We start from the raw sequence: 11,639 nt of genomic DNA, 5'->3' as shown, positions 1-11,639 counted from the left end.
TACCGCACGCTCGTTCTGCGTTGCCGCCACGCTGGCAAAACTGGTGTCATTACGGCCGACGTTGAGCGTCACCTGATTCGGCTGGTAGGTCAGCCCGGTACCGAGGAACAGATAGTTTGGCGCCACAGAATCAAACTGCCCGCTGATGCCCTGCTGGGCGGTCAGAATGTTGTACTGCTGGCCCAGCAGGCTGCGAACCTCGCTTTGCGACAGCAGGTTGCCGCTGTTTTCCAGCGATACATTAACGTTACCGCCATTCAAAATAGCCGTACCCGCACTGTGAATTCGGTCGCTCTGACCGTTTGCCGCCACCTCTACCCAATATTGCGAGCCGGGCTCAAAAGCCACCCTGTCGGCTACATTCAATACGCCTATCGAGTGGCCCGGCGTGACCACACCGCCCTGATGGACGGTTAATCTATTCAACACTCCATTGCCGCTGATCAAGCCGCCCTGATTAACATCTAAAGTCGAGTTTACTGCCCCATCAGCGATGACGACTCCGCCACGGTTGATATCCAGGGCTGAATTTAACACCCCGCTAATGACCAGAGTTCCGCCGTTAACCACGGACTTATCGCTGTATTGCGCATTGCCGGAAACAATCAGCGTCCCCTGATTAACCTCCAGACCGCCAAAACGATCGTTGCCAGCAAGCGTCAGGCTGCCCTCACCATTTTTAATCAGCTTGCCTGGCCCCTCGATATCGTTTTTCCATTCGTCGGATAAGGAAAAACCAACAACATCATAGGCAGGGTTAAAAGTCTGATTGACCACCAGAGAGTCGTATAGATAGGCCGGGCCGCCGTAAGCTTTGGGTAAATCTATAACGCCCCAAAACGAGTCAGGATTACTCGATTGTATCATCCATCCTGCTAAAGAATTGCTCGGGTAAGCGGTGCTGGCCAAAATGCTGCGCCAGTTGGCCTCGGTCAAATAAGGGAAACGCAGGCGTAATAAATAACCGGCTTTATCCGGCATATCATCCGGGGTTATACGAGGTGCCTCGGCAGGCTCTTTTTTTCCGTAGTAACCTATGCTGTTGCTTGAATACAACGGGGTTCCAGGTTGCGTAGCAGCGATGCAACCACCGGTATTTTCGTGACAACCCTTGGCTATTTCACTTCGGGTTGCCTTTGCCAAATCGGCGAGCGTAGCCGCAATGCTGTCATCGGCCAACAATTGCGCCAATGAGAAATAGCTGCCGACTCGCGAAGCTATAGTATCGGTTGGGAAATGAGCGCCCACGATCACTCGGCTTTCACCAAATTGCAGGGCGCGCGAAAATATCTCACTCCCTCGTTCAGGGAATATCAGTGACAAAGCGATAGCCTGTTTAAAACCCGACCACGTATGTCCACTCGGGAAGGAAGAACCTTTCACCGACAGGTAATTTTTTATGTAATCACCCTTTTCGTCCAATACCTGATAAGGCCTTCCCCGCTTAAACTCATCTTTCAGTATAAAATCGAATGAGCGCGTTCGACCGCTGTTGGCATCATAGGCATAGGTCGCTGTTTTATATAATTCGCTTATTTGATTATAAGAGGTTATTGAGCGGAGATCCGGGGCGTTGGCTTGCTCACCCAATGCTGCAACAGCAAAACTGCGATAGATATATTCTGATGATTGATCTTGATCGTCATAGGCCAACGCATAGCGTTCGCCAGTAATAGCCGTATATTCATTACTGGCTTGCCGATCCCATTCTGATGCCTGAGAACCTTTCCCCGGGTAGCTTGTCAGCACTCGCTCATGCAAGCTGTTAAACCACCCCTGCCGCTGTGAATATAAACTTTCTTTTGTTGAGGTAATATCTATCTCAGCCCATGAAAAACCAGAGCAAGCCAGAGTTATTGCCAGTATTGAGAGTTTTATTTTCATTATCATTCCATAATAATCAAGAAAGCACGCCAATAAGCGTAAGCGCGATAACTTAGTAGAATAATGTGACAGGATAATGACAGCGAAGTTGAACGTGGATAAGTTTAATTTTCGCAAAAAAAAATTAAGCCACTTAAATTAAAATATGATTTAATTTATTATTTACACCTAAATTAATATCCATTTTTTCTGGCGTGAATTTATTTAGGATGTAAATAAACGATCAGAGGACGATAGCACGATGCCGGTTTTTTGAGCCCAAAATGCGTCCATATCAAATCGAGACAATGGAGGAGATATTGATGCTATTGGCGAAGCTTAATGGTACGCCCTACAGGGCTCGAACCTGTGACCTACGGCTTAGAAGGCCGTTGCTCTATCCAACTGAGCTAAGGGCGCATTGGGATGCGACAACCGGGAGTTGCGGGTTGGATTATACGGTCAGAGATCATTGAGTCAATGCCTTTTCATGACGTTACGGCAGTCGCCGTGCTTTATGATGAATTTTCAGCCATTGCCGCCGCTCTGCGTTGAGTTAACCGCGTCATTTTCCTTGGGTTAAATCCGACAGTTGGCGGCTGTTGCGCTGGGCCAGGCCGGAATCAAAGGGCTCAGGAAGACGATCCGACTGTTGCTGTTCTGCCGGGCGCTGCAGGCAAACGCGGGCCGAGCGCACCATCGCGTTGATGTTTCCCCAATCGGCATGCTGAGCCGTCAACAGGGTACAAGCCGCCGATAACGGTTGCTGCAAGACTGCGCTAACCGGTGCGGCGTTTAACGAAGCCTGCGCCATTGGCCCCCATACCAGCAGCATAAAACCCATCCCTTTGATGTTTCTCATGCGCGCAGCCTCCGGCACAATGCGCCCAGGCGCGTTCTCCATGAGGGCGGCGTTTTGTGTGCGGCAAGCTGATGCAGCGCAATCAACTGCGCGACGTCAGCCGGGTGCAAGGACGAATCGAATACCGTTTCCCCCACGTGCCTTGGCTGGCATGCCTGGCTATCAAGAGGCAGGTGTAAGAAGTGCAAGCGGGTAATGACCATCATGATTTTGACTCCCGTACCGCAGTGTGAATAGCCACAGCTTACGCAGCGAGCGGTAAAAAAGGCGTAGAGGATCATTCCGTTGGTATAAAAAAAGCGTAAATCGCACCCGACAAACGCCGTCGATCGCGATTCAGCGCCTGACAGCGCGCTCCGCTTCTGACAAAATAGCGCTATCCCCGCTTTTCTTAATTGATGGATTTCCTCACTGATGTCAGCAAAGATTATTGATGGTAAAACGATTGCGCAGCAGGTTAGAAACGAAGTGGCTGAGCAAGTTAAACAACGTCTGGCTGCCGGGAAACGCGCGCCGGGCCTGGCGGTAGTATTGGTTGGCGAGAACCCGGCCTCACAGATTTACGTCGCCAGCAAGCGCCGTGCCTGTGATGAAGTGGGTTTCCTCTCCCGCTCCTACGATCTGCCTGCAACCACCAGTGAGGCTGAACTGCTGGCGCTGATCGATCGTCTGAACGCCGACGGCGAGATCGACGGCATTTTAGTGCAGCTGCCGCTGCCGGCCGGCATCGACAACGTCAAGGTGCTGGAGCGTATTCATCCGGATAAGGACGTCGACGGTTTCCATCCGTACAACGTCGGTCGCCTGTGCCAACGTGCGCCCAAACTGCGCCCTTGCACCCCACGCGGTATCGTCACCCTGCTCGAGCGTTACAACATCGATACCTATGGCCTGAATGCCGTGGTGGTTGGCGCATCCAACATCGTCGGCCGCCCGATGAGCATGGAGCTGCTGCTGGCCGGGTGCACCACTACCGTGACCCACCGTTTCACCAAAAACCTGCGCCACCACGTTGAAAACGCCGATCTGCTGGTCGTTGCGGTCGGCAAACCGGGCTTTATTCCTGGCGACTGGATAAAACCGGGCGCCATCGTGGTGGACGTCGGTATTAACCGTCTGGAAAGTGGTAAAGTGGTCGGCGACGTGGATTTTGACGCCGCAAGCGAGCGCGCCGCCTACATTACTCCGGTTCCGGGTGGCGTTGGTCCAATGACCGTTGCTACACTGATCCAAAATACCTTGCAGGCCTGCGAGGAATATCACGACGTTCAACCTAAATAAGTAAGGCAGTATGGAAACTTTTAATCTGGATAATCACCCGCACGTCGAACTGTGCGACCTGCTCAAATTCCAGGGCTGGTGTGAAAGCGGCGGTGCCGCCAAAGAAGTCATCGCCGATGGGCAGGTGAAAGTGAACGGCAAAGTCGAAACGCGCAAACGCTGCAAAATCGTTGCCGATCAGGTCGTGGAGTTTAACGGCGGCAAGGTTGTGGTTAAACCTTGATCCCCGCTCCATAGAAAAAGGCGCTGAAGATTAACTCAGCGCCTTTTTTGTTTGCAGCCTAAAGTGAATTACTTACGGCGCCAGGTGGTCCCCTGCGGGCCATCTTCCAGCACGATGTTCATCTCATTCAAGCGATCGCGCGCGGCATCCGCCAGCGCCCAGTCTTTGGCTTTGCGCGCGTCGTTGCGCTGCTTGATCAGGGCTTCAATCTCCGCCACTTCGCCGTCATCGGCCTGCGCGCCGCTCTGCAGGAACTGTTCAGGCTCTTGCTGCAACAGGCCGAGCACCTTCGCCAGCTTACGCAGTTCCGCCGCCATGCCGTTAGCCGCCGTCATGTCTTCAGCTTTCAGGCGGTTAACCTCACGTGCCAAATCAAACAGCGCCGAGTATGCTTCCGGCGTATTGAAGTCGTCATCCATGGCTTCACGGAAGCGGGCTTCGAACACGTCGCCGCCGGCAGGTTGGGCATTGGCGTCAGTGCCGCGCAGCGCGGTGTAGAGGCGTTCCAGCGCGGTACGTGCCTGCTTCAGGTTCTCTTCGCTGTAGTTCAACTGGCTGCGATAGTGGCCGGACATCAGGAAGTAACGCACGGTTTCAGCGTCGTAGTAACCCAGCACGTCGCGGATAGTGAAGAAGTTATCCAGGGATTTCGACATTTTTTCTTTGTCGATCATCACCATGCCGGAGTGCATCCAATAGTTGACGTACGGGCCGTCATGGGCACAGCTCGACTGGGCAATTTCGTTCTCGTGATGCGGGAACATCAGATCGGAACCGCCGCCGTGGATATCAAAATGGGTGCCAAGCTGCTTGCAGTTCATGGCAGAACATTCAATGTGCCAACCCGGACGCCCTGCGCCCCAAGGCGACGCCCAGCTCGGTTCGCCCGGCTTGGACATCTTCCACAGCACGAAGTCCATCGGGTTGCGTTTCACATCGTCGATTTCCACGCGCGCACCGGCCTGCAGCTGATCCAGATCCTGGCGTGACAGCAAACCGTATTGCGGATCGCTGTCGATGGAGAACATCACGTCGCCGTTGCTGGCCACATATGCGTGATCGCGATCGATCAGGCGTTGGGTTATCTCAATGATCTCGGCGATATGCTGGGTCGCACGCGGTTCGATGTCCGGACGCTCGATCAGCAGAGAATCGAAGTCGGCGTGCATCTCCGCCAGCATGCGTGCAGTCAGTTGATCGCAGCTTTCGCCATTTTCAGTCGCCCGGCGGATAATTTTGTCGTCAACGTCGGTGACGTTACGCACGTAGTTCAACGAGTAGCCGAGATAACGCAGATAACGCGCCACCACGTCGAAAGCAACGAAGGTACGCCCGTGTCCGATATGACACAGGTCATAGATGGTTACCCCGCACACGTACATGCCCACTTTACCGGCATGAATGGGTTTAAATTCCTCTTTTTGACGACTCAGGGTATTAAAAATCTTTAGCATCGGGACATTCCGTGGTGTGCGTGATAACAAAAATGATAACCAGGGTTAAGGTTGTTCACCCAGCAGCGTATTGAAACCCGAAGCCTGATCTAATGCAAGGTTAAGGCCGCGCTTTGCTGAGCTCAGAGGTGGAAAACGGTGATAAATCAGCGATCGCCACCAGTGTTATAATATAACAAATGGCGATTTACCACAGCCTGAGCGCGGTTTAGCCGCTGCTGACTCATTAAAGGAGATATGTTATAACGGCGGTCTGATAGTTCACTCGCTCCATGTGACATCTCACTTCATCTTGTTAGGACTAAAACTATGGTTACTTTCCACACTAATCACGGCGACATCGTTATCAACACCTTTGCGGACAAAGCGCCGGTTACCGTTGAAAACTTCCTGAACTACTGCCGTGACGGTTTCTACAACAACACCATTTTCCACCGTGTTATCAATGGTTTCATGATTCAGGGCGGCGGTTTTGAGCCGGGTATGAACCAGAAAGACACCAAAGCCACCATCAAGAACGAAGCCAACAACGGTCTGAAAAACACCACCGGCACCCTGGCAATGGCGCGTACCAACGATCCACACTCCGCGACCGCACAGTTCTTCATCAACGTAGCAGACAACGACTTCCTGAACTTCCGCGGCGAAAACGCCCAGGGTTGGGGCTACTGCGTGTTTGCTGAAGTGGTTGAAGGCATGGACGTGGTTAACAAGATCAAAGCCGTGAAAACTGGCCGCAGCGGCATGCACCAGGACGTACCGGTAGAAGACGTGATCGTCACCAGCGTTACCGTCAGCGAGTAATCGCAGCTGAATGAACACGCTGTTCATTGCAGATCTGCACTTAAGCGCACAGGAACCGGCAATCACTGCCGGTTTTCTGCGTTTTTTGCGGCAAGATGCCATACATGCCGAAGCCCTGTACATTCTCGGTGACCTGTTCGAAGCCTGGATCGGCGATGACGATCCCGAACCTTTGCACGCTGAAATCGCCGCGGCGCTGAAGACGCTGCAACAGGCAGGCGTGCCCTGCTACTTTATCCACGGCAACCGTGATTTTCTGGTGGGCAAGCGCTTTGCCCGCGCCAGCGGCATGCAGCTGCTGCCGGAAGAAAAAGTGCTGGACCTGTATGGCCGCAAAATCCTGATCCTGCACGGCGACACGCTGTGTACCGACGATCAGGCCTACCAACAGTTCCGCCGCAAAGTACACAACCCGCTGATCCAGAAATTGTTCCTGGCAATGCCATTGCGCTGGCGCCTTAAGATCGCCGCTAAAATGCGTGCCCGCAGTCGGCAAAGCAACCAATACAAATCGGACGCCATCATGGACGTCAACCCACAGGCGGTCGAACAGGCGATGGTGAACCATCAGGTGCACTGGATGATCCACGGCCACACTCATCGTCCGGCAGTACACGAGCTGGCGCTGAGCAACGGCAAGGCCCATCGCGTGGTGCTGGGTGCCTGGCATGAAGAAGGCTCGATGATCAAAGTCAGCGCTGACGCCGTCGAACTGATCCAATTCCCTTTCTAAGCTTCTGACTTCCCACGCCGGTAAAAACATTCGCGCTTTTGACGATGAAAACCGGCGACGCAACCGTTTTCCTCGCCGTTCGCTCATGGTATGCTCTACGCCCTCATTCGGCCTCCCGCCGCAGGCAATCGGCCGTCGTTTGTACAATTACAGGAGCCTTACACCCATGGGAGCCAACGCCGCTTCAGCCACTCACGCTGAGGTTAAAATCGCAATTGTAATGGGATCGAAAAGTGACTGGGCCACCATGCAGTTTGCGGCCGAAGTCCTGACCTCACTCGATGTCCCGTTCCATGTCGAAGTCGTTTCCGCTCATCGCACGCCAGACAAGCTGTTCAGCTTTGCCGAACAGGCAAGTGCCAAGGGTATTGGCGTGATCATTGCCGGTGCGGGCGGTGCTGCGCACCTGCCGGGCATGCTGGCGGCGAAAACCCTGGTGCCGGTGCTGGGTGTGCCGGTGCAAAGCGCTGCCTTAAGCGGCGTAGACAGCCTGTATTCCATCGTGCAAATGCCGCGCGGTATTCCGGTCGGTACTCTGGCGATCGGCAAGGCCGGTGCTGCCAATGCCGCACTGCTGGCGGCACAAATTCTGGCGTTGCATGACGCCGCGCTGGCGCAGCGTCTGGCAGACTGGCGTCAGGCGCAGACCGACGAGGTGCTGAACAACCCGGACCCACGGGAGGAAGCATGAAGCCGGTTTGCGTACTGGGTAACGGTCAATTGGGGCGCATGCTGCGCCAGGCCGGTGAACCGCTGGGTATCGCCGTTTATCCGGTTGGCCTCGACGCCGAGCCGGAAGCGGTACCTTATCAAAACAGTGTGATCACCGCTGAAATCGAGCGTTGGCCGGAAACCGCGCTGACGCGTGAACTGGCGACCCACAACAGCTTCGTTAACCGCGATATTTTCCCCCGTCTGGCAGACCGACTGACGCAAAAACAGTTGCTCGATCAGCTCGGCCTGGCTACCGCGCCGTGGCAGTTGCTGGCCGACGCCACCGAGTGGCCGCAGGTGTTCGCGGCCCTGGGCGAACTGGCGATAGTCAAACGTCGCGTGGGCGGTTACGACGGCCGGGGTCAATGGCGTCTGCGCCCTGGCCAGGAAGCCGAACTGCCGGCCGATGCCTATGGCGAATGCATCGTTGAACAGGGGATTAACTTCTCCGGCGAAGTTTCGTTGGTTGGCGCACGCGGGCACGACGGTAAATCGGTGTTTTATCCGCTAACCCATAACCTGCATGAAGAAGGCATTCTGCGCACCAGCGTGGCGTTGCCGCAGCCCAACCCAGCGCTGCAACAGCAGGCTGAACGGATGCTGGCGGCGATCCTCGATGAACTGAACTACGTCGGCGTCATGGCGATGGAGTGCTTTATCGTCGGCGATAGCCTGCTGATTAACGAGCTGGCTCCCCGGGTACACAACAGCGGCCACTGGACGCAGAACGGCGCGTCTATCAGCCAGTTCGAACTGCACCTGCGCGCCATTCTCGCCCTGCCGCTGCCGAAACCCGTCGTGAGCACCCCGTCGGTGATGGTCAACCTGATCGGCACCGCGGTAAATCAGCAGTGGCTGGCGTTACCGCTGGTGCATCTGCACTGGTACGAGAAAGAGGTGCGCGAAGGCCGCAAGGTTGGGCATCTCAACCTGAACGATCCTGACGCTGCCGTACTGCAACAGGCATTGCAGGCTTTGGCACCGCTGTTACCGGCCGAATACCAAAGCGGTTTGGCCTGGGCGCAGCAGAAGCTGGCTTAAGCGTTACGCCGAACCAAAATAAAGGGTTCAACTCTCAGAGCTGAACCCTTTTTTATTGTCGATGAAAAGCTATTGGCGGTAGCCCTGAGGATTTTTGCTTTGCCAATTCCAGGTATCGCGCATCATCAGGTCAAGGCCGCGTTGTACTTCCCAGCCCAGTTCCTGTTTCGCCAGGCTGGCATCGGCCCAGAAGGCGGGCAGGTCACCCGCACGGCGCGGTAAAATCTGGTAGGGGATGGTGACCCCCGAAGCTTTCTCAAACGCCCGCACCATATCCAATACCGAATAACCTACCCCAGAACCCAGATTATAGGCTTTGAAACCAGCTACCTGCGTTAAGTGATCCATCGCCGCCAGGTGGCCCTGGGCAACGTCCATCACATGAATATAATCGCGCACGCCGGTGCCGTCTTTGGTCGGGTAATCGCCGCCAAACACGCTCAGGCTTTCACGCTGGCCAATGGCGACCTGCGCGATATACGGCAGCAGGTTATTGGGAATGCCGCTGGGGTCCTCGCCAATCAGCCCTGATTCATGGGCGCCTACCGGATTGAAATAGCGCAGCGCGATAATCGAAAATGCCGGCTCGGCCTTGGCAAAGTCCTGCAGGATCTGCTCGACCATCCACTTGGAGGTGCCATAGGGGCTGGTAGTGCCGCCGATCGGCATATCCTCGCGATAAGGCACTGGCGCATTTTCACCGTACACCGTGGCGGAGGAGCTAAAGATAAACCGGTTAACGCCGGCCTGACGCATCGCTTCCAGCAACACCAGCGTGCCCGTCACGTTGTTCTGATAATACTCCAGGGGTTTCCGGGTAGACTCCCCTACCGCCTTCAGGCCGGCAAAATGGATCACCGAGGTAATCTGGTGCGCCTTAAAGATCCGCTGCAAGCAGGCGGCGTCCTGTACATCTCCCCGATAGAACTTTGCGGCTTTGCCCGTCAGTTGCGCCACGCGTCGCAAGGACTCTTCAGACGCATTGATCAAATTGTCCAGCACCACCACATCTTCACCCCGTTCCAGCAGCGCCAATAGGGTGTGGGAACCAATGTATCCGGCACCGCCGGTCACCAGAATCGCCATAATTTCCTCCTGTAGTCAGCATCTGGCGTTAACGCCAGATGCCTGAACGGATATCCTGCGCACAGCCCGTCGGCTAGCGCGAACCAATGTTGCGTAACGGTTTGCCGGCCATCAGATTGCGTTCGATATGCTCCAGCGAGATGTTCTTCGTTTCCGGAATCAACGCCAGCGTAATGAAGATAAACACCAGGTTAAGCGCCGCATAGACCCAGAAAGTGTGCGCGCTGCCCAGCGAATTGAGCATGGTCAGGAAGGTCGCCCCGACGATCATGTTGGCAATCCAGTTGGTGGCGGTAGAACAGGTAATGCCAAAATCGCGGCCTTTCAGCGGCTGGATCTCTGAACACAGCACCCAAATCAGCGGGCCGGCGCTCATGGCAAAACCGACAATAAACATCAACAGCATGATGATGGCAAAGTATTGCTCGGCCGGCGAGGTCATGCCCACATTCATCATGGTCCCCAGCGCGCCCATGCCCACCGCCATGACGACAAAGCCCAGCGTCAGCGTCGGTTTGCGCCCCCAGCGGTCAACCAACCCGATGGCAATAAAGGTCGCCAGCACGTTAACCAGACCGACAATGACCGTCCCCCACATCTGCTGTGCGGTACTGGCAAAGCCCGCCAGGCCAAAAATTTTCGGGGCGTAATACATGATGACGTTCATCCCGGTGAACTGTTGCATCACCTGCAGCAGGACGCCAAGGAACACGGCACGACGGAAGTTTTTATTGTCTTTAAACAGCGCCCAGCCGCTCTGTTTCAGCTTCAGGCTTTCGCGAATTTCGTTCAGTTCGTGCTGCGCCTGAGCGCTGGTGTCACGCAGCTTTTCCAATACCTGACGCGCCTGCTCATGGCGATTGCGTGAAGCCAGCCAGCGCGGGCTATCCGGCAAGAAGAACACGCCGATCAACAGCAATACCGCAGGGATGGTGATCACGCCCAGCATCCAGCGCCAGGCGCCGGTGTAGCTGAATGCGGTATCCGACAGGTAGGCCGCCAGAATGCCGATGGTGATCATCAACTGGTACATCGAAATCATGCTGCCGCGAATTTTCTCCGGGGCAATTTCAGACAGATAAATCGGTGCGGTGTAAGAAGCCACCCCCACCGCCAGTCCAAGCAGCACGCGAGAAATCAGCAAGATTTCCACGTTGGGAGCTGCGGCTGAGCACAGCGAACCGACGACAAACAACACGGCGCCAATCATCAGGCTGTATTTACGCCCGATACGGAAGTTCATCCAGCCACTGCCCACGGCGCCGACCGCCGCCCCAAACATCATTGAGCTGACCACCCACTCCTGCTGGGAGCTGGTAATGTTAAACGAGTCGGTGATAAACGGCAGAGCACCCGCAATAACCCCGATGTCCAGACCGAACAGCAGCCCAGCCAATGCGGCCAGAAAACAGACGAAAAAAGTCATCCCTGCATTGCTCTGGCTTTTTTCTGCCACCGACACTTTGACGGTAGTACTCATACAGCCTCCAAACGATAACGTGCTTAAGTTGCCCGTATGATAGGAGGCAATTCGCCAGAGAGAAGTGAGTGCGATCACATTAGTGGAAACGATTACAT

Annotated in this window: 11 protein-coding genes and 1 tRNA gene; 6 read left to right on the top strand and 6 right to left on the bottom strand. The window is 55.0% G+C overall.

The window, feature by feature from the left end; genetic code table 11:
- From H5P17_RS06040 to H5P17_RS06030, 3 genes are all read right to left on the bottom strand, one after another.
- Positions 1-1,884 (bottom strand): phosphatase PAP2 family protein (locus H5P17_RS06040; RefSeq protein ID WP_182821851.1); only part of this gene is annotated, 1,884 nt, incomplete at its 3' end.
- A 322-nt stretch (positions 1,885-2,206) separates the two neighbouring features.
- Positions 2,207-2,283, bottom strand: a tRNA-Arg gene (locus tag H5P17_RS06035).
- Positions 2,284-2,428: 145 nt separating this feature from the next.
- Positions 2,429-2,725 carry a hypothetical protein gene (locus H5P17_RS06030; RefSeq protein WP_182821849.1) on the bottom strand — a complete coding sequence of 99 codons (297 nt, stop codon included), beginning with the start codon at positions 2,723-2,725 and terminating at the stop codon, positions 2,429-2,431.
- 414 nt (positions 2,726-3,139) lie between these two features.
- Between H5P17_RS06030 and folD the strand changes: the two genes are divergently transcribed.
- A complete protein-coding gene (gene folD, locus H5P17_RS06025) occupies positions 3,140-4,006 on the top strand; it encodes a bifunctional methylenetetrahydrofolate dehydrogenase/methenyltetrahydrofolate cyclohydrolase FolD (protein WP_020825565.1) in 867 nt (288 codons plus the stop codon).
- 10 nt (positions 4,007-4,016) lie between these two features.
- Entirely contained in the window at positions 4,017-4,229 is a 213-nt protein-coding gene (ybcJ, locus tag H5P17_RS06020) for a ribosome-associated protein YbcJ (RefSeq protein WP_012005606.1), read from the top strand.
- 68 nt (positions 4,230-4,297) lie between these two features.
- Here ybcJ and cysS read toward each other — a convergent pair whose 3' ends face one another.
- Complete coding sequence (gene cysS / locus H5P17_RS06015) at positions 4,298-5,683, bottom strand: cysteine--tRNA ligase (RefSeq protein ID WP_182821847.1); 1,386 nt, start codon at positions 5,681-5,683, stop codon at positions 4,298-4,300.
- A 309-nt stretch (positions 5,684-5,992) separates the two neighbouring features.
- Here cysS and ppiB point away from each other — a divergent pair, with 309 nt between their 5' ends.
- The 4 genes from ppiB (at position 5,993) to purK (ending at position 8,975) form a co-directional block, all read left to right on the top strand.
- Complete coding sequence (gene ppiB / locus H5P17_RS06010) at positions 5,993-6,487, top strand: peptidylprolyl isomerase B (RefSeq protein ID WP_044548774.1); 495 nt, start codon at positions 5,993-5,995, stop codon at positions 6,485-6,487.
- 10 nt (positions 6,488-6,497) lie between these two features.
- A complete protein-coding gene (gene lpxH / locus H5P17_RS06005; protein ID WP_182821846.1) occupies positions 6,498-7,220 on the top strand; it encodes a UDP-2,3-diacylglucosamine diphosphatase in 723 nt (240 codons plus the stop codon).
- A gap of 166 nt (positions 7,221-7,386) precedes the next feature.
- Positions 7,387-7,911, top strand: coding sequence for a 5-(carboxyamino)imidazole ribonucleotide mutase (gene purE / locus H5P17_RS06000; RefSeq protein WP_182821844.1), 525 nt, complete (start codon positions 7,387-7,389; stop codon positions 7,909-7,911).
- On the top strand, positions 7,908-8,975 hold the full coding sequence (gene purK / locus H5P17_RS05995) for a 5-(carboxyamino)imidazole ribonucleotide synthase (RefSeq protein ID WP_182821842.1): 1,068 nt from the start codon (positions 7,908-7,910) through the stop codon (positions 8,973-8,975). Before purE ends, purK begins: the two co-directional genes overlap by 4 nt.
- Before the next feature lie 69 nt (positions 8,976-9,044).
- Here the strand turns inward: purK and galE are convergent, their stop codons facing one another.
- Together galE and H5P17_RS05985 are read right to left on the bottom strand one after the other, a co-directional pair.
- Positions 9,045-10,061, bottom strand: a complete 1,017-nt coding sequence (gene galE / locus H5P17_RS05990) for a UDP-glucose 4-epimerase GalE (RefSeq protein ID WP_182821840.1) — start codon at positions 10,059-10,061, stop codon at positions 9,045-9,047.
- 73 nt (positions 10,062-10,134) lie between these two features.
- Positions 10,135-11,541 (bottom strand): sugar porter family MFS transporter, encoded by a 1,407-nt coding sequence (locus H5P17_RS05985; RefSeq protein ID WP_044548767.1) that lies wholly within the window; start codon positions 11,539-11,541, stop codon positions 10,135-10,137.
- Between the last annotated feature and the right edge of the window lie 98 nt (positions 11,542-11,639).

It is taken from the genome of Serratia sp. OS31 (genome assembly GCF_014164835.1).
In the GTDB taxonomy this organism is placed as follows: Bacteria; Pseudomonadota; Gammaproteobacteria; order Enterobacterales; family Enterobacteriaceae; genus Serratia; species Serratia liquefaciens_A.
The sequence above is the reverse complement of the archived record's forward strand: the minus strand, read 5'-3'. Positions and strand labels throughout refer to the sequence as shown.